Genomic DNA, 16,956 nt, shown 5'->3' with positions numbered 1-16,956 from the left:
CGACCCGGACGACGCGCTCCGACAAGGAAGAGGACCATGGCCGAGGCCGACAAGCCCGACACCAGGATGGTCGAGGCCCTACGCGCCTCGCTGAAGGAGATCGAACGCCTGCGGGAGCGCAACCGCGCCCTCACCGCCGCGGCCCGGGAACCGGTCGCCGTCGTGGGCATGGCCTGCCGTTACCCGGGCGGCGTCCGCTCCCCGGAGGACCTGTGGCGGCTGGTCGCCGACGGCCGCGACGGCATCACCGGCTTCCCCGGCGACCGCGGCTGGGACCCGGACCTGTACGACCCGGAACCGGGCACGCCCGGCCGCTCGTACACCCGGGAGGGCGGGTTCCTGCACGACGCGGGCGACTTCGACGCCGCCTTCTTCGGTATCAGCCCGCACGAGGCCCTGGTCATGGACCCCCAGCAGCGGCTGCTGCTGGAAGGGTCCTGGGAGGCGCTGGAGCACGCCGGGATCGACCCGCTGTCGCTGCGCGGCAGCCGCACCGGCGTGTTCGCGGGCGTGATGTACCACGACTACTTCGGCAGCTTCGGCTCCGGAAGCATCGTCTCCGGCCGGGTCGCCTACACCCTCGGCCTGGAGGGCCCGACCCTCAGCGTCGACACCGCCTGCTCCTCGTCCCTGGTCACCCTGCACCTGGCCGCCCAGGCGCTGCGGCAGGGGGAGTGCACCCTGGCGCTGGCCGGGGGAGTGACGGTGATGGCCTCGCCGGGCACCTACGTCGAGTTCAGCCGGCAGGGCGCCCTCTCCTCGGACGGACGCTGCCGCTCCTTCGCCGACGACGCGTCCGGCACCGGGTTCTCCGAGGGCCTCGGTGTGCTGGTGCTGGAGCGGCTGAGCGACGCCCGCCGCAACGGCCACGAGGTACTGGCCGTCGTCCGCGGCTCCGCCGTCAACCAGGACGGCGCCTCCAACGGCCTGACCGCACCCAACGGACCCTCCCAACAGCGGGTCATCCGCCAGGCGTTGGCGGCGTCCCGGCTGTCGGCCTCCGACGTGGACGCGGTGGAGGCGCACGGCACGGGCACCACTCTGGGCGACCCGATCGAGGCGGGGGCCCTGCTCGCCACCTACGGCCAGGACCGGGAGACCCCGCTCTGGCTCGGCTCGGTGAAGTCCAACCTCGGGCACACGCAGGCCGCCGCCGGGGTCGCCGGTGTCATCAAGATGGTGCTGGCCATGCGGCACGGGGTGCTGCCCCGGACGCTGCACGCGGACGAGCCGTCCACCAAGGTCGACTGGGACGCCGGGCGGGTGCGCCTGCTGACCGAGGAGCGGCCCTGGCCCCGGGGTGACCGGCCGCGCCGGGCCGGGATCTCCTCGTTCGGGATCAGCGGCACCAACGCCCACACCATCATCGAGGAACCGCCCGCCGACGACACCCCGGAGGCCGGCGAAGCCGACGCCCCGGCCGTCGTCTGGCCCCTGTCCGCCCGGTCCGCGCAGGCCCTGCCCGCGCAGGCGGAGAGGCTGCACGCCTTCCTCACCGACACCGACACCGACACCGGCCGGCCCGCACCGCACCCGGCCGCCGTCGCCCGCGCCCTCGGCACCCGCCGCGCCGCGTTCGACCACCGCGCGGCCGTCACCGGCACCGGCCGCGAGCAGCTCCTGGCCGCACTGCGCGCCCTCGCCGACGGCACCCCGGCACCGGCGGCCGTGACCGGCCGGGCCAGGACCAGGACCCGCACGGCGTTCCTCTTCACCGGCCAGGGCGCCCAGCGGCTCGGCATGGGCCTCGAACTCCGCGCCCACTACCCGGTGTTCGCCGAGACCTTCGACGCGATCGACGCCCGCACCGGCCTCGGCCTGGCCGCGCTGCTCGCCGGCGACGACCCCGAGGCCCCGCACCGCACGCGGTACGCGCAGACGGCCCTGTTCGCCTACGAGGTGGCCCTGTTCCGGCTGCTGGAGTCCCTCGGTGTCCGGCCCGACGTCCTCGCCGGGCACTCCGTCGGCGAACTCGCCGCCGCCCACGTGTCCGGCGTCCTCGACCTGGACGACGCCTGCGCCCTGGTCGCCGCACGCGGCCGGCTCATGCAGGCCCTGCCCGAGGGCGGCGCCATGGTCGCCGTACAGGCCACCGAGGACGAGGTACGGCCGCTGCTGGACGACCGGGTCGGCCTGGCCGCCGTCAACGGGCCGTCGTCCGTCGTGCTCTCCGGCGAGGAGGCGGCGGTGCTGGCCGCCGCCGAGGGCTTCGCCAGGACGAAGCGGCTCACCGTCTCGCACGCCTTCCACTCGCCCCTCATGGACGGCATGCTCCACGAGTTCCGGGCCGTGGCCGAGACGCTGACCTACCACGCCCCGCGCATCCCGCTGGTGTCCACGCTCACCGGACGCCCCGCCGTCGAGGAGCAGCTGCGCGATCCCGGGTACTGGGTACGGCACGTGCGGGAGACGGTCCGGTTCGCCGATGCCGTCGCCGCGCTCTCCGCCTCGGGCGTCGGCCGGTTCGTGGAGGTCGGCCCGGACGCCGTCCTGACCGGCCTCGCCCGCGAGTGCGTGCCGGACGACGGCGCCGTCCTCGTCGCCCTCGGCCGCCGCGAGGGCGGCGAGCCGGCGAACCTGCTGTCCGGCCTGGCCCGCCTGCACACCGACGGCCTCACCCCCGACTGGGCCGCCCTCTACCCCGGCACCGCCCGCGTCGACCTGCCCACCTACGCCTTCCGGCACCGCAGGTACTGGATCGACGCCGACGTGGCCGTCACCGCCGGACCCCTCGACGCGCCCGCGACCCCAGCGGAGGCCGAGCCCCCGCGCGAGCGGCTGACCGGTGCCACGCCCGCCGCACGCGAGAGCCTGCTGACCGAGTTGATCCGGGCCCAGACCGCCGCCGTCCTCGGACACGCCGGGCCGGAGGACGTCGAACCGGACGCCGTCTTCCTGGAGATCGGCATGGACTCCGTCACGGCCGCCGAGCTGCGGAACCTCCTCGGTGCCGCGCTGGGCACACCGGTCCCGGCCGGCGCCGTCTTCGACCACCCCACCCCGGCCGCCCTCGCCGCCGCCCTGCGCGACCACCCCGGCGCCGGCGGACCAGGCCCCGCCGAGGCGGGCCGGGACCCGGAATCGGTCGGCGCCCTGGTGCGCCGCGCCGCGGCCGACGGGAGGCTGGACCGGGCCATCGACCTGCTGCGCACCGTCGCCGACATCCTCCCCGGCTTCTCCTCCCTCGCCGGGTTCGGTGACCTCCCCGATCCGGTACGGCTCGCCGCCGGCGACACCGCGCCGAGGCTGGTCTGCCTGCCCTCGCCGATGGCCCTCGGCGGCGCCCACCAGTACGCCCGCTTCGCCCGGCACTTCCAGGGCCGCCGGGACGTCCTGGTGCTGGCCGTGCCCGGCTTCGGTCCCGGCGAGCCTCTGCCGCGCACCGTGGAGGCGGTGGTGGAGACGGTCGTCGAGGGCATCCGCCGGGCCGGCCCGGACGACGAGCCGTACGTGCTCGTCGGCTACTCCTCCGGCGGACAGTTCGCGCACGCCGCCGCCGAACTGCTGGAGAAAGCCGGCCGGCCGGCCCTCGGCCTGGTGCTGCTGGACACCTACCTGCCCGGGGACGACGGCAAGGACGACCTGTGGCGGCGGATGTTCGACGGCATGCTGGACCGCGAGTCGGCCTTCGGCGGCTTCGGCGCCGCCCGGCTCGCCGCCATGAGCCGCTACAGCGACCTCATCCAGCACTGCCCGCCCGGCGCCCTGACCGCCCCGGTGCTGTTCGTCCGGCCCACCGAGTCCTTCGCGCCCGGCGCCGACGGCTGGCGCGCCACCTGGCCCGCCGAGCACCGGCCGGCCGACGTGCCCGGCACCCACTTCACCCTCCTGGAGGAGCACGCCGGAACCACCGCCGAGGCGGTGGAGACATGGCTGACGGCACTCGGCCCCGGCCCGGCCGGCTGACACCGGCGGCCGGACACGCGAGGGCGCGGGCGACCGGAAGGCCGCCCGCGTTCCGCCTTTTCCGTCACTCGCCGGCCGCACGGAAATGCGCCAGCCAGGCCTGGATATCGCAACGGATACTGGCCGGATCGACCCCTAATTGCAGGGCGATTTCATCCGCCGCCAATTCCGGCTGCCAGTCGCTGCGCTGGAGCGCCAGCCACATCGTCGTGCCGCGTGGTCCGCAACGGTGCAGCCGGCCGGTGCGCCGGCTGAACAGCTCCAGATATCCGTCGGGCCGGACCTGCGCGGTCAGTTCGTGGTCAGGCCTCCTGGCCATGGGACTTCCCATCTTCCGTGGATACGTCGGACGGATTCGACCGTACCCGTGCGCGGGCCCCGGGACACGGGTGGCAATCGGCCCTTTCACAGGTGGGTGAAATATGCGGACCAGGGGGTGAGAGCACCCCGGAAACTTCACGAATGTCCGACAGAACCTGGCGTACCGAGGTAGAGAAACCTCTACCTCGAACCGGCCGGAGAATGCCAATGTGCCGCGGCCGTCCTGTTTCTAATCTGGTTGGCAGACAGCGCGCGAGAAGCGCGATATCCCATAGGGGAGCCCGAGTGCACACTTCAGGAGACCTCCGCCACGCGGAGGCGGTGCGGCTGGACGCCGTGTCGAAGACCTATGGCCGGGGAGACAGCCAGGTGGCCGCGCTCCGCGGGCTCACCATGAGCTTCGCGGACGGCACCTTCACCGCCGTGATGGGCCCGTCCGGTTCGGGCAAGAGCACCTTCCTGCACTGCGCCGCGGGACTGGTCCAGCCCACCTCCGGCACGGTCACCGTCGGCGGCACCGACCTCGCCGGCCTCGACGACACGCAGCTGACCAAGCTGCGCCGCGACCGGATCGGCTTCATCTTCCAGTCCTTCAACCTGCTGCCCGCCCTCACGGTCCTGCAGAACATCACGCTGCCGCTGCAACTGGCCGGACAGCGCCCCGACAAGACCCTGATCCGCACCGTCGTCCAGCGCGTCGGCCTGGGCGAACGGCTCGGGCACCTGCCGTCCCAGCTCTCCGGCGGCCAGCAGCAGCGTGTCGCCATCGCCCGCGCCCTGGTCACCCGGCCCGCCGTGGTCTTCGCCGACGAACCCACCGGCGCCCTCGACACCCGCACCGCCGCGTCCGTGCTCGGACTGCTCCGCGAGTCCGTCGACACCGCCCGCCAGACCCTCGTCATGGTCACCCACGACCCGGTCGCCGCCTCCCACGCCGACCGCGTGGTCTTCCTCGCCGACGGCGCCTTCGCCGGCGAACTGCACCGGCCCACCCCGGACGCCGCTGCCGCCCGGATGACCCGGCTCGGCGCCTGGGAGGACGACACCCACCGGCCGCAGGGCGCGCCGCAGGCCTCGGGAGGACGGTACTGATGTGGCGTCTGGCACTGCGCACCCTCAAGTTCCGCAGGACGAGCTTCGTCGCGACCTTCCTCGCCATGTTCCTCGGCGCCGCCATCGTCATCGGCTGCGGCGGCCTGATGGAGACCGGCGTCCGCATGGCGGCCGACCCGCAGCGCCTGTCCGGCGCCCCGGTCGTCGTCACCGGTGAACAGAGCTACGACTCCGTCGCCCTGACCGAACGGCACCGCATCGACCCCGGGCTGGTCGTGACGGTGGCCAGGGCCGACGGCGTGCGCACGGCCGTACCCGACGTGTCGTTCCCGGCCACCGTCCTCAAGGACGGCAAGCCGCTGACCGGCAAGTCCGAGTCCTACGGCCACGGTTGGGCCGGTTCCCGGCTCACCCCCTATACCCTCGCCGCCGGTGCGTCCCCCGCCGCCGGCGGCGAGGCCGTCCTCGACGCGGACCTCGCCCGGCGCGCCGGGGCCCGGACCGGGTCCTCCGTCGACATCGTCGTCCAGGGCACCACCCGCCGGTTCACCGTGGCCGGCATCGCCGAGCAGCGCGGCGACCACAACCCCGACGCCGCCGTCTTCTTCACCGACGACGAGGCCCGCACCCTGGCCGGCGGCCGGATCGACTCCATCGGCGTGCTGCCCGCGCCGGGCAGGAGCACCGCCGCCGTCGCGGACGCGGTGCGCTCCGCCGTCGGCGACCGCGCCGAGGTGCTCACCGGTGAGCGCCGGGGCCTGGCCGAACTGCCCGGCACCCTCTCCAGCCGGCGCACCGTCGTGATCCTCGCCGCCGTGTTCGGCACCGCCGTCGTCCTGATCGTCATGTTCGGCGTCGCCTCCACCCTCGGCCTCTCCCTCCAGCAGCGGGCCCGCGAGATGGCCCTGCTGCGCGCGGTCGGCTCCACCCCGCACCAGTTGCGCCGCATGATCCTCACCGAGACCGCCTTCCTGTCGGTGGCCTCCGTGGCGCTCGCCCTGCTGCCCGGATACGGCGTCGGCCGACTGCTGTTCGGCGCCCTCACCGCCAGCGGTGTGGTGCCCTCGGCCGTCGTCTACCACGCCGGCTGGATCCCGATGGCTGTCGGAGCCGTCGTCACCGTGCTCGCGGCGGCCGGCGCCACCCGGTTCGCCGGCCGGCGGGCCGCCCGCACCGAACCCGTCGCCGCGCTCGCCGAGTCCACCGCGGGCACCCGCTGGTTCAGCACGCCCCGGCTGCTGGCCGCGCTGGTCTTCCTCGTCGGCGGCCTCAGCCTGGCCGTCACCACCGCCACCGTCATGCAGGACGGACCCACCCTCGCCAGCACCGCGGGACCGGCCTCCGTCCTGTTCTGCATCGGCCTCGCCCTGCTCGCCCCCGGCATCACCAAGGTGCTGGTCGCCATCCTGCGGCTGCCGGTCCGCGCCCTGTCGGGACTGTCCGGCTACCTGGCGCTGCGCAACGCCGCCACCGCCAACGTCCGGATGGCCGGCGCCGTCGCCCCCATCGTGCTGCTCATCGGCATCGCCACCGGCACCCTGTACATGCAGTCCACCGAGGACCACGTCTCCCGCAGCTCCTACGACCGCAACATCCTCGCCGACTACGTCCTCGACTCCACCACGGGCGGCTTCGCCCCCGGTGTCGTGGACCGGGTGCGCGCCACCGACGGGGTGCGCGCCGCCTCCGAACTCGTCACCAGCCGGGGCCTGGTGGACCGCCCGGACGGCGCGGCCGACGTCGACCTGCGCGGCGTCAGCGCCGACGGCGTACGCCAGAGCCTGGACCTGCCCACCGTCGCCGGCTCCCTCACCGCCCTGCGCGGCGACACCGTGGCCCTGTCCGACAAGAAGGCCGGCGAGTACGGCGTGAAAGTCGGCGACCGGCTGCCGATGCACCTCGGCGACGGCACCGCCGTACACCCCGTCGTCGTCGCCCTCTACCAGGACAACCCCAAGCAGGAGTACCTGACCCTGCCCGCCGCGACCCTCGCCCCGCACACCGGTGACGGGCTCCCGCACCAGATCCTGGTCCGCACCGAACCCGGTGCCGGCGCCGGGGTGCACGACCGGCTCGCCGCGCTGGCCGCCCGGGTGCCCGGCACCGAACTGGACGTCAGCTCCTCGCTCGCCGGACGGAACAACCAGATCCAGCAGATCCTCGCCTCCGCGAACTACACCATCGTCGCCATGATCGTCGGGTACGCGGCGATCACCGTCGTCAACACCCTGGTGTCGGTCACCCGCAAACGGCGCGCCGAGTTCGGGCTGCAACGCCTCACCGGGGCCACCCGCCGCCAGGTGCTGGGCATGCTGACCGTCGAGGGCGTCCTGATCGCGATCGTCGCCACCGTCCTCGGCACCCTGGCCTCCGCGACCACCATCGTGCCGTACAGCCTGGTCAAGACGGACTCCTACCTGCCGGACGGCTCCGCCGGCATCTACCTCGCCATCGTCGGCGGATCGCTGCTGCTGGTCTTCGGAGCCACGCTGCTGCCCTCTTGGCGCGGGATGCGCGAGCCCGCCGTCGAATCGGTGCAGGCCGCGTGACCCTCCCCCTGACCGGGCCGTCCCCGCTTCCCCCGGGCGGGGGCGGCCCCCTCTCGACCGGCCGCCGGGGATGGGAGCATGAGCGCATGAAGACTGTGCCGGTCACCTGGCGCGGCCGGCTCGGCCGGGCCGCCCTGGACACCCTGGTCGGCGTGGCGATCGCCGGCGGCGCCCTGCTCTCGATCGTCCTGTTCGTCACCACCGGCTACTTCATCGTCCTGTGCCTGATCGGCATCGGCTTCCTCGCCCTGCCCTACCTGACCCGGTCCGTACGCTGGCTGTGCGACCTCAACCGGCGTGCGGCGACCCGCTCCGGGGTACCGGTGGAGCGGCCCTACCGGCCCGAGCCGCAGGAGATCGAGCGGGACATCGTCGGCTGGACGCGCCGCTGCAAGTGGATCCTCGCCGACCCCGCCACCTGGCGGGACCTGCTGTGGCTGCTGCTCAACTGCGTCGTCGGACTGGTGGGGTTCGTACCGGCCGCACTCCTCTACTAAGCGGGGGAGGGCCTGTTCCTGGCCTGCGGCCTGTGGCGGCCCCTCGCCGCCGACGGACACGGCCGCTGGTACGCCTCCGTCACCGTCGACAGCTGGCCCACCGCCCTCGCCGCCGCCCTGCTCGCGCTCGTCGTCCTCACCGGCTGGGTGTTCCTCGGAGCGCCCGTCCTCAAGGGCTACGCCTACTTCGTGCGTTTCCTGCTCGGCCCGACCCGCGGCTCCCGACTCGCCCTGCGTGTCGAGCAGTTGGCCGAGACCCGGTCCGGCGCCCTCGACATCCAGGCGGCGGAACTGCGCCGTATCGAACGCGACCTGCACGACGGCGCGCAGGCCCGCCTGGTCGGCCTCGGCCTGCAACTCGGCGCCGTCGAACGCAAGATGGCCCAGGATCCGGAGCTGGCCCGCCGACTGCTGCGCGAGGCCCGCACCTCCTCCGTGCAGGCCCTGCGCGAACTGCGCGACCTGGTACGCGGCATCCACCCGCCGGTCCTCGCCGAACGCGGCCTCGGCGACGCCCTGCGCGCCCTCGGCCTCGCCAGTCCGCTCGACGTCACGGTGGTGGCCGACCTGCCCGGGCCACTGCCCGACCCGGTCGAGTCCGCCGTGTACTTCGCCGTGTCCGAACTCCTCGCCAACGCCCTCAAACACGCCGACGCCCAGCGCGTCGAGATCGTCGCCTGGCGCGCGGAGGACACCCTGCGCGCACGGGTGAGCGACGACGGCCGCGGTGGCGCGGACGTGACGGCCGGGAGCGGCCTCGCGGGCATCCGGCGCCGGCTGGCATCCTTTGACGGGACCCTGGAGATCGACAGCCCTCCGGGCGGTCCGACCGTGATGAAGCTGGAGCTGCCGTGCGCGTTGTCCTCGCCGAAGACCTCTTCCTCCTGAGGCAGGGGATCATCCAACTCCTGGAGGCGTACGACTTCGAGGTGGTCGCCGCCGTCGACAACGGCACCGACCTCGCCGCCGCGATCACCGCACACCGGCCCGACGTCGCCGTGGTCGACGTACGACTGCCCCCGACCTTCACCACCGAGGGCCTGCAGGCCGCCCTGCGCGCCCGCCGGGAACAGCCCGGCCTGCCCATCCTCGTCCTGTCCCAGCACGTCGAGCAGATGTACGCCCGCGAACTGCTCGCCGACGGCACCGGCGGCATCGGCTACCTGCTCAAAGACAGCGTGCTGGACGACGAGCAGTTCATCGACGCCGTACGGCGGGTCGCGGCCGGCGGCACCGCCATGGACCCGGCCGTCGTCGCCCAGCTCATGACCAGCCACTCCCGGGACGAACCGCTGGCCGCGCTCACCGCACGCGAACGCGAGGTGCTGGAGCTGATGGCGGAGGGCTGCTCCAACACGGCGATCGCACAGCGGCTCACCGTCACCGAGGGCGCCGCCGCGAAGCACATCTCCAACATCTTCACCAAGCTGATGCTGCCGCCCGACAGCGACAGCAACCGCCGGGTCCTCGCCGTCCTCGCCTACCTCAACGCGTGAGGCGCGCAACGCTGTCGGGGTCGGTAGGGGTGTTCCTGGCCGGTGCGGGCGGGTGAGACTGCCGGGGCACGCGCCCTGAGCCGAGGCCGCCGCCCGGCGGCCCACGCCGAGGAAGGACACACCCGCCCCATGACCACGCTCGCCGAGCAGGACCGCCTGTGGCTCCGCCGCTACCACCCCCGCCCGGACGCGCCGGCCAGGCTGGTGTGCCTGCCCCACGCCGGCGGCTCGGCGACCTTCTACCACCCGGTCTCCGCGAGCATGCCGGACTCCGTGGACGTGCTGTGTGTGCAGTACCCCGGCCGCCAGGACCGGCGCGGCGAGCCCCCCGCCACCAGCATCGGCGACCTCGCCGAGCGGATCACCGACGTCCTGCTGCCCTGGACGGACCGCCCCCTCGTCCTGTTCGGCCACAGCATGGGCGCGAGCCTCGGCTTCGAGATCGCCCGCCGCCTCGAACACGAGCACGGCATCGTCCCGCGCGCCCTGGTCGCCTCCGCCCGCCGCGCCCCCTCCTGCCCGCGCGACGAGAGCGTGCACCTGCGCGACGACGACGGGCTCGTGGAGGAGATGCGGCAGCTCAGCGGTACCGACGCGGCGATCCTCGACGACGTCGAACTCATCCGCATGGCCCTGCCCGCGATCCGCGCCGACTACCGCATCGCCGAGACCTACCGCTACGAAGCCGGCCCGAATGTGACCTGCCCGATCGTCGGCCTGGTCGGCGACGCCGACCCCAAGGTCACCGTGGCCGAGGCGCGCGCCTGGTCGCGGCACACCGACGGAACCTTCGAGTTCCGCGTGTTCGAAGGCGGCCACTTCTACCTGACCGCCCACCAGAAGGACATCCTCGCCCTCCTCGCCGACCGGGCGGCACGGCCGTGACCGCCGTCCTGATCACCGGGTGCAGCAGCGGCATCGGCCTGGAGACCGCGCTGGCGTTCGCCCGCCGGGGCGACCGGGTGCACGCCTGCGTCCGCACCCCCGGCACCGCCCGCGACCTGCTCGACCGGGCCCGCGCCGAGCACCTGACCCTGGACGTCCCGCTCCTCGACGTCACCGACGACACCTCGGTCACCGCCGCCGTCGAAGCGGTGACCGAGGCGCACGGACCCGTCGAGGTGCTGGTCAACAACGCCGGGATCGACCGCACCGGCCCCGTCGAGACCATGCCGCCCGACCTGGCGCGTACCCTGCTGGAGACCAACTTCTGGGGGCCGGCCCGCCTGGCCCGCGCCGTGCTGCCCGGGATGCGCGCCCGGGGCGGCGGCGTCATCGTCAACGTCTCCTCCCTCGCCGGCCGCACCTACGCCGTGCCGCACGGCGGGTTCTACGCCGCCAGCAAGGCCGCCCTCGGTGCCCTCAGCGAGGCCCTGTACGCCGAGGTCCGGCCCTACGGCATCCGCGTGGTCTGCCTCGAACCGGGCAGCTTCGCCTCCGCCCTCCGCCACGAGACCCCCGCCGGCCCCGGGCCCTACCACGCCGACCACGCCTGGCTGGACGGGTTCCTCGCCCGGGTGGCGGAGGGCGCCGCCGACTGCGCCGAGGTGGCCGAGGCGATCCTCGCCGCCGCCGCCGACCCCGGCACCCCGCTGCACACCGCGGTCGGCAAGGACGCGGAGGCGGCCCTCCCCTCCCTGTCCGGCCTCTCCTACGAACAGTGGCTCCCGGCCTTCCTCGCCCACGCCCAGTCCCTCACGGGGCCCCGCCCCGGGCCGGGGGAGTAGGGCGAGGGCTGTCGCGCGAGGCGACCGGCCGGTTGCCGTCGCCCCGAGGAGGCAGTCGACGGGCGCACGTTCCTTCCTGCTGGCGACCCGGATACCCATGGCGCGCGACGGCTTCGACGCATGGCCGCGCCCACTACCCGTCAGCGGCGGCCGGGATCCGCGCCGACCGGCGCAAGACCCCCCTGCGGCTGCTCGCCCCCAGGGCCGCGCGGGGACTCACCCTGCTCCGTCACCGGGGTGAGGCACTGGAGGTTTACCTGTACGACTGCCACGGCGAGGACACCGGCACCCGGACCGACCTGCTGATGCCGGCCGGCGCGGACCGCTTCGCGCCCGCCGGGACCGAGACGCCGGTCATGCACGGGGGCGGCGACACCTACCCCGGCCTGCCCATGGATGACGACCGTCCGCTCGCGGTCCTGCTCGTCACCGACACCGGGGCCCGCTTCACCGGTACCTACCCGCTCGCCCCCCTGATCGCGAAGCTGCGTCCGGTCGAGACCGACTTCCGCACCGCGGCCGCCTTCGCCGAGGGTGACGAGAACTCCGGCCCGGGCACGTCCGACCTGCTCGACCCCGCCCTCACGCCGTCCCCACGGTCCTGGGCCGTGCCGAAACACGCCCGCGAGCCACTCGGGGGCGGAACCGACCGCCACCAGGGACTCATCGCTCTCCTCCGGTGAGCGGGCGCAGTACGGCGCAGACCTCGCCCAGCGTCGCCCCGGCGGCCAGGGCCTCCTTCATCGGGTACAGCACGTTGGCCGGTCCCTCGGCCGCCGCGCGCAGGCCGGTCAGGTGGGCGTCGACGCGTTCGTCGTCCCGCCAGGCGCGGTGCTTGGCGAGGCGTTCGAGCTGCCGGGCCTCGGCGGCGGGATCGGCCGGGCAGGACGGTTCGGCCGGACGCGGGCGGGTGACGAGCGGGTCGGCGGTCCAGCGGGGGAGTTCGGCCGCGCGGTACCCGGCGAGGTCGGCGGTGAGGCGGGACGAGGGCCGGGGCAGGTCCCGGTGCAGGGTGCCGGTGAGCCGGCCGGGCCGGATGCCGCGCTCCTCCGCCACCAGCTGGTACAGCAGCAGGAGGGGCGCCGCCGGGGTGTCGGCCGTCAGCGACACCGCGACCTCGTCCAGCGGGACGCCGGCGCACAGCACCCGCATGTCGTCCAGGGAGTCGACCGCCACACCGCCCCGGCCGATCTCACCACGGGCGGCCGGCGCGTCCGAGTCCTGCCCCAGCCGGGTCGGCCGGTCGAAGCGGAGGGACAGCCCGGTGACACCCTCCGCGACCAGCCCGCGCAGCCGGGCGTTGGACTCCTCGGCCGTGCCGCCGCCCGCGTCCCCGAGCGGGGTCGGAGGGCGGCGGCCGGCGTACGCGATGGGGGAGCGGAGCCCGTCCGGCACGGGCCGTCAGCCGTCGACGCGGATGGCACGCGACGGGCACAGGTCGGCGGCCCGCAGAAGGTCCTCGCGCAGGCCCTCGGCCGGCTCCTCCCGCAGCACCAGGACCAGGCCCTCGTCGTCCTGGTCGAACACCTCGGGGCTGAGCATGGCGCACTGGCCGGACCCCACGCACCGGTCGCGTTCGGTGATGACACGCATCAGGGGTACTCCGATCGGGTCGGCCGTCACCAGGTGACGGGGAGTTCGTAGACGCCGTAGACCATGGCGTCGTCCTTGAAACGCAGTGACTCCGGGTCGGCCGCGAGACGCAGGCCGGGGATGCGGCGCAGCAGCGTGCCGTAGACGGTCTCCAGCTCCACCCGGGCCAGGTTGGCGCCGATGCACTGGTGGATGCCGTAGCCGAACGCGAGGTGGCCGCGGGCCTCCTTGCGGTGGATGTCCAGCGTGCCCGCGTCGGGGAACACCGCCTCGTCGTGGTCGGCCGCGTTGTTCAGCGCGAGGATGCCCTCGCCGGCCCGGATGGTGACCCCGCCGACCTCCACGTCCTCCAGCGCCACCCGCGCCGTACCGGAGTCGGAGATCGAGAAGACCCGCAGCAACTCCTCGACGGCGTTGGGCAGCAGCGCCGGATCGGCCCGCAACTCGGCCAGCTGCGAGGGGTGTCGCAGCAGCGCCAGCACGCCGAGGGCGATCATGTTGGCGGTGGTCTCGTGGCCGCCGACCAGCATCAGCCGGGCCATCGTCACCACGTCCACGTGGTCGGCGACCCGCTCGGCGGCGTTCTTCTCCAGGAAGCGGCTGATGAGGTCGTCACCGGGCTCGCTCTCCTTGAGGGTGACGAGCTTGTCGAGGTACGCGTCCAGCGCCTGTACGGCGGCCCCGTACTCCGCCGGGCTCAGGTCGTGGTTCATCAGCGCCGCCGACCACTCCTCGAACCGGGCGTGGTCCTCGTACGGCACCCCGAGCAGCTCGCAGATCACCAGCGAGGGCACCGGCAGTGCGAGCGCGGTGACCAGGTCCACCGGGCCGCCCGCCGCCAGCATCGCGTCGATGTGCTCGTCCACGATCTGCTGGATGCGCGGCCGCAGCTCCCGCACCCGGCGGGCGGTGAACTCCGGGATGAGCATGCGGCGTTGCGCGGTGTGCTCGGGCGGGTCCATGTTCAGCAGCATCAGCCGGACCTGCGCCAGCATCTCCTCGGGGATGTGGAACTGGTGCGGGTAGCCGGGCAGTTTGAGGTTGGAGCTGACCCGGCCGTCGCCCAGCACCCGCCGGACGTCCTCGTGCCGGGTGACCAGCCAGGTGGGTTTGCCGTTCACCTTCAGCGCGGCCCGCGAGACGGGCTCGCTCTCGCGCAGCGCGGCGTACTCGCGCGGCTCGCTGAACGGGCAGGTGCGCCGCATCGGGAACTGCGGGAGCGGCGACCCGGCCTCGGGCGCGGCTTCGGCGGACTGGGTCATGGCTGCCTTTCGGACGGTGTCGGTGACATGGCGGGGGGAGGGAGACGGCGTCACCAGGTGACGGGCAGCTCGTACAGGCCGTAGACGATGGCGTCGTCCTTGAACCGCAGCTTCTCCACCGGGGTGGCGAGCCGCAGCGTCGGGAGGCGCCGGAAGAGGGTCGTGTAGACGACGTCCAGCTCCAGGCGGGCCAGGTTCTGGCCGATGCACTGGTGGACGCCGTAGCCGAACGCGAGGTGGCTGCGGGCCTCGCGGCGCACGTCGAGGCGGTCGGGGTCGGGGAAGACCCGCTCGTCGTGGTTGGCCGCGTTGTTCAGCGGCAGGACGCCCTCGCCGGCCCGGATGGTGACATCCCCCAGCTCGATGTCCTCCAGGGCGACCCGGGCGGTGCCCGCGTCGGAGATGGAGAAGAACCGCAGCAGCTCCTCCACCGCCTTCGGCATCAGCTCCGGCTCCGCGCGGAGGGCGGCGAGCTGCTCGGGATGCTCCAGCAGGGCCAGCGTGCCCAGCGCGATCATGTTGGCGGTGGTCTCGTGCCCGGTGACCAGCATCAGCTTGGACATGCTGACGATGTCCGAGTGCTCCACGGCGGGCGTGTGCCGGTTGAACTCGATCAGCCGGCTGATCATGTCATCGCCCGGTGCGCTCTCCTTGGCGGTGACCAGGCCGTCCACGTACCGGTCCAGCTCGTAGTGGGCGCGGCCCCGGTCCTCGTCGCTGACCTCGTGGTTCATGATGGCCCAGGCCCACTCCTCGAACCGGCCGTGGTCCTCGTAGGGGACACCGAGCAGTTCGCAGATGACGAAGGACGGCACGGGCAGCGCGAAGGAGGTCACCAGGTCGACGGGGCTCTCGGCGCCCTTGGCGAGCAGCTGGTCGATCTGCTGGTCCACGATCTGCTGCACCCGCTCGCGCAGCTCCCGCATCCGCCGCACGCTGAACTCCGGTGCCAGCATGCGCCGTTGCACGGTGTGGTCCGGCGGGTCCATGGACAGGAAGGTGAGCGGCACCGACTGGAGCGTCTCCTCGGGCACCGGCACCTGAAGCGGGTAGCCGGGCAGCTTCAGGTTGGCGCTGACCCGCGCGTCGCCCAGCAGCTTCTTGTACAGGTCGTGCCGGGTGACCAGCCAGGTGCGCTTGCCGTTCACCTTCAGCCGGGCCGGGGCGACCGGCTCGCTCTCGCGCAGCTCGGCGTAGGCGGCCGGCGGGCTGAACGGGCAGGCCCGCCGCATCGGGAACTCCGGCGGCACGGCCTCGTCGGCCGGTTCGGCTGGTGCAGTCATCAGGTCCTCTTCGCACGGGAGGGAACGGAAGCGCCGGCGTCGCACCGGGTCCGGTACGGGCCGCCGACCGCCTCTCGCACGCTAGGCAGCCCCGCCCGGGGGCCCAACCCCTAGGCGCCCCTAGGGTCCGGGTCCCGGGCCCCGCACCCCCTACCACCCCACCGGGGTATCGCCTAGGGGCGGTTAGGGGTCTGGTGGCGAGCCGGTGGCGATTAGCGTCGGCAGCGGACCACGGCAGAGGCACGGACCCCCCGCCCCGGCTCTCCCGGTCCCGGCCGGCGCCCTCCGCGCCGGCCGCCGCGTCCCGCAGCCGAGCAGAGGTGGTCACCGTGTCTCCGGATCCGAGCGCGAAGGGTACGGTCCCCTTCCGGGAGTACCGGACCTGGTACCGGGTGACCGGCGAACTCGGCGCGGGACGGCCGGCGGTCGTCGCCGTGCACGGCGGACCCGGCAGCACCCACGACTACCTGCTGCCGCTGGCCGCCCTCGCCGAGGACGGCTGGCCCGTCGTCCACTACGACCAGCTCGGCAACGGCGGCTCCACCCATCTGCCCGACAAGGACGCCGGGTTCTGGACGGTCGAGCTGTTCCTGGACGAACTGGCCAACCTGGTCCAGCGGTTGGGCATCGCCGACGACTACGTGCTGTTCGGCCAGTCCTGGGGCGGCCCGCTGTGCGCCCGGCACGCCATGACGGCACCGCCCGGACTGCGCGGCCTGGTCGTCGCCGACGCGCCCGCCTCCTACCCGGTCTGGCTGAGCGAGATGGCCCGGCTGCGCGCCGGACTGCCGCCGGAGGTGGAGGAGACGCTGCGGCGGCACGAGGCGGACGGCACCTACGACAGCCCGGACTACCTGGCCGCGATGCGGGTCTTCTACGACCGCCACGTCTGCCGGCTGGACCCGTGGCCCCGCGACTTCCTGTCCTCCTTCATGGAGATCTACAACGACCCGACCGTCTACTACGCGATGAACGGACCCAACGAGTTCCACGTCATCGGGTCCCTCAAGGACTGGTCCGTCGTGGACGGCCTGCACACGATCACCGCCCCGACCCTGGTGATCAGCGGCCGGCACGACGAGGCCACCCCGGCGGTCGTCCAGCCGTACCACGACAAGATCCCCGGCGCGCGCTGGGAGATCTTCGAGGACTCCAGCCATCTGCCGCACCTGGAGGAGCCCGAGCGGTTCCGCGAGGTGCTGACCGGCTTCCTGAACAGCCTGTGACGTCCGACCGGACCTTGCGGAACCGGACCTTGTGGAAGGGGGC

At 73.7% G+C, this 16,956-nt stretch carries 12 protein-coding genes and 3 pseudogenes; 9 read left to right on the top strand and 6 right to left on the bottom strand.

Annotated features, from left to right (window positions below; all coding sequences use genetic code 11):
- Positions 1 to 36 precede the first annotated feature (36 nt).
- Positions 37 to 3,906, top strand: coding sequence for a type I polyketide synthase (locus NX794_RS17940; RefSeq protein ID WP_258779560.1), 3,870 nt, complete (start codon positions 37 to 39; stop codon positions 3,904 to 3,906).
- Between the two features lie 64 nt (positions 3,907 to 3,970).
- Here the strand turns inward: NX794_RS17940 and NX794_RS17935 are convergent, their stop codons facing one another.
- The gene (locus NX794_RS17935) at positions 3,971 to 4,225 is read right to left on the bottom strand and encodes a hypothetical protein (RefSeq protein ID WP_258779559.1); all 255 of its coding nucleotides are present in this window, start codon (positions 4,223 to 4,225) and stop codon (positions 3,971 to 3,973) included.
- A 287-nt stretch (positions 4,226 to 4,512) separates the two neighbouring features.
- Here NX794_RS17935 and NX794_RS17930 point away from each other — a divergent pair, with 287 nt between their 5' ends.
- From NX794_RS17930 to NX794_RS17900, 7 genes and pseudogenes are all read left to right on the top strand, one after another.
- Positions 4,513 to 5,319 (top strand): ABC transporter ATP-binding protein, encoded by an 807-nt coding sequence (locus tag NX794_RS17930; protein WP_258779558.1) that lies wholly within the window; start codon positions 4,513 to 4,515, stop codon positions 5,317 to 5,319.
- Positions 5,319 to 7,829, top strand: a complete 2,511-nt coding sequence (locus tag NX794_RS17925; RefSeq protein WP_258779557.1) for an FtsX-like permease family protein — start codon at positions 5,319 to 5,321, stop codon at positions 7,827 to 7,829. The genes NX794_RS17930 and NX794_RS17925 overlap by 1 nt, the downstream gene beginning before the upstream one ends.
- 86 nt (positions 7,830 to 7,915) lie before the next feature.
- A pseudogene (locus tag NX794_RS17920) lies at positions 7,916 to 9,214 on the top strand (sensor histidine kinase).
- On the top strand, positions 9,178 to 9,822 hold the full coding sequence (locus tag NX794_RS17915; protein ID WP_258779556.1) for a response regulator: 645 nt from the start codon (positions 9,178 to 9,180) through the stop codon (positions 9,820 to 9,822). The pseudogene NX794_RS17920 and the gene NX794_RS17915 overlap by 37 nt, the downstream one beginning before the upstream one ends.
- Before the next feature lie 129 nt (positions 9,823 to 9,951).
- Positions 9,952 to 10,707 carry a thioesterase II family protein gene (locus tag NX794_RS17910; protein WP_258779555.1) on the top strand — a complete coding sequence of 252 codons (756 nt, stop codon included), beginning with the start codon at positions 9,952 to 9,954 and terminating at the stop codon, positions 10,705 to 10,707.
- Positions 10,704 to 11,549, top strand: a complete 846-nt coding sequence (locus NX794_RS17905; RefSeq protein WP_258779554.1) for an SDR family oxidoreductase — start codon at positions 10,704 to 10,706, stop codon at positions 11,547 to 11,549. The genes NX794_RS17910 and NX794_RS17905 overlap by 4 nt, the downstream gene beginning before the upstream one ends.
- Before the next feature lie 305 nt (positions 11,550 to 11,854).
- Positions 11,855 to 12,232 carry a hypothetical protein gene (locus tag NX794_RS17900; RefSeq protein ID WP_258779553.1) on the top strand — a complete coding sequence of 126 codons (378 nt, stop codon included), beginning with the start codon at positions 11,855 to 11,857 and terminating at the stop codon, positions 12,230 to 12,232.
- Here NX794_RS17900 and NX794_RS36075 read toward each other — a convergent pair.
- The 5 genes and pseudogenes from NX794_RS36075 to NX794_RS17880 form a co-directional block, all read right to left on the bottom strand.
- A pseudogene (locus NX794_RS36075) lies at positions 12,213 to 12,416 on the bottom strand (methylmalonyl-CoA mutase family protein); the annotation flags it as partial. The gene NX794_RS17900 and the pseudogene NX794_RS36075 sit on opposite strands and share 20 nt — an antisense overlap.
- Before the next feature lie 63 nt (positions 12,417 to 12,479).
- A pseudogene (locus tag NX794_RS36070) lies at positions 12,480 to 12,944 on the bottom strand (methylmalonyl-CoA mutase family protein); the annotation flags it as partial.
- A gap of 6 nt (positions 12,945 to 12,950) precedes the next feature.
- On the bottom strand, positions 12,951 to 13,142 hold the full coding sequence (locus NX794_RS17890; protein WP_258779552.1) for a ferredoxin: 192 nt from the start codon (positions 13,140 to 13,142) through the stop codon (positions 12,951 to 12,953).
- A gap of 26 nt (positions 13,143 to 13,168) precedes the next feature.
- Positions 13,169 to 14,404, bottom strand: a complete 1,236-nt coding sequence (locus NX794_RS17885) for a cytochrome P450 (RefSeq protein ID WP_258779551.1) — start codon at positions 14,402 to 14,404, stop codon at positions 13,169 to 13,171.
- A 50-nt stretch (positions 14,405 to 14,454) separates the two neighbouring features.
- Positions 14,455 to 15,687, bottom strand: coding sequence for a cytochrome P450 (locus tag NX794_RS17880; protein ID WP_258779550.1), 1,233 nt, complete (start codon positions 15,685 to 15,687; stop codon positions 14,455 to 14,457).
- A gap of 329 nt (positions 15,688 to 16,016) precedes the next feature.
- Between NX794_RS17880 and NX794_RS17875 the strand changes: the two genes are divergently transcribed.
- On the top strand, positions 16,017 to 16,913 hold the full coding sequence (locus tag NX794_RS17875) for a proline iminopeptidase-family hydrolase (protein ID WP_428985921.1): 897 nt from the start codon (positions 16,017 to 16,019) through the stop codon (positions 16,911 to 16,913).
- Positions 16,914 to 16,956: the final 43 nt, after the last annotated feature.

This window comes from Streptomyces pyxinicus, assembly GCF_024753135.1.
Lineage (GTDB): Bacteria > Actinomycetota > Actinomycetes > Streptomycetales > Streptomycetaceae > Streptomyces > Streptomyces pyxinicus.
The sequence above is the reverse complement of the archived record's forward strand: the minus strand, read 5'-3'. Positions and strand labels throughout refer to the sequence as shown.

What these genes read in the sequence shown, in the direction of transcription:
- NX794_RS17940 (WP_258779560.1), top strand. Translation starts at nt 37, where the DNA reads ATGGCCGAGGCCGACAAGCCCGACACCAGGATGGTCGAGGCCCTACGC.
- NX794_RS17935 (WP_258779559.1), bottom strand. Translation starts at nt 4,225, where the DNA reads ATGGCCAGGAGGCCTGACCACGAACTGACCGCGCAGGTCCGGCCCGAC.
- NX794_RS17925 (WP_258779557.1), top strand. Translation starts at nt 5,319, where the DNA reads ATGTGGCGTCTGGCACTGCGCACCCTCAAGTTCCGCAGGACGAGCTTC.
- NX794_RS17910 (WP_258779555.1), top strand. Translation starts at nt 9,952, where the DNA reads ATGACCACGCTCGCCGAGCAGGACCGCCTGTGGCTCCGCCGCTACCAC.
- NX794_RS17900 (WP_258779553.1), top strand. Translation starts at nt 11,855, where the DNA reads ATGCCGGCCGGCGCGGACCGCTTCGCGCCCGCCGGGACCGAGACGCCG.
- NX794_RS17890 (WP_258779552.1), bottom strand. Translation starts at nt 13,142, where the DNA reads ATGCGTGTCATCACCGAACGCGACCGGTGCGTGGGGTCCGGCCAGTGC.
- NX794_RS17885 (WP_258779551.1), bottom strand. Translation starts at nt 14,404, where the DNA reads ATGACCCAGTCCGCCGAAGCCGCGCCCGAGGCCGGGTCGCCGCTCCCG.
- NX794_RS17880 (WP_258779550.1), bottom strand. Translation starts at nt 15,687, where the DNA reads ATGACTGCACCAGCCGAACCGGCCGACGAGGCCGTGCCGCCGGAGTTC.